At 42.3% G+C, this 759-nt stretch carries 1 protein-coding gene; it reads right to left on the bottom strand.

Annotation, left to right across the window (positions count from 1 at the left end; all coding sequences use genetic code 11):
• Positions 1–248 precede the first annotated feature (248 nt).
• Positions 249–759, bottom strand: a 511-nt coding sequence (locus tag A3739_RS04710; RefSeq protein WP_304440256.1) for a tRNA dimethylallyltransferase, incomplete at its 5' end; no start/stop codon positions are given.

Genomic DNA, 759 nt, shown 5'->3' with positions numbered 1-759 from the left:
AAGTAAACCTGTGCCTCCTAATGACCATGCTTCATATAACTTAGATAGACGTTTATCAGGATTATGTTGCTTGTCGCCAAGCTGTTCGCTCATGGCAGACTTGAACAAACGATTTTTTATTTCAGGCTTATTGTTTGGACTAAATGGGCTATTTAATGCAGGCATACATCATACTCGTACTTTGATTTTATTAGCGAGCGAGCAGGATACTTAGTTCTATTTGCGAGCGATAGAGCACGGCCGTATTTCTAAATGTTTTTCAGAAATGAACTAACTATCTTTGAGCCTTGATCAAAGAGAGAGTTTTGTGTGTCCAGCCAATGGATTTTTACGCCTTTCTTCTCGATATTGCGAAACCACTTTTCCTGTTGTTTCGCAAACTGATGAATAGCGCTGCGTAGCTTTTGATGCATGTCGTTCAAGTTCATTTCTCCAAGTAGATGTTGAGAGATAAACCGATACTCTAAGCCGTAATGCTCAAGTGCTTCGTGTGAGACACCATCTTGAATAAGGTTTTCTACTTCTTCGATCATACCTTCTTCTAGGCGCGCCGATAGGCGCGCACTGATTCGTTCACGAGTCACTTCTCTTGGAAACTGCAGGCCTATAACGCAAGGCTCAAAATCGGGCCAATGTACGCATGGGCTACCAGATTTCTCTGCTAAAGCGATTTCTATTGCGCGAATGGTTCTGTCTTTATCAATTGAGTCGGTCTCGTTGTGAAGACTAGGGGATAATTCGTGAAGCTGGTGTATAAGC

Source organism: Oleiphilus sp. HI0067, assembly GCF_001635735.1.
This window is presented reverse-complemented; position numbering and strand designations above follow the sequence as displayed.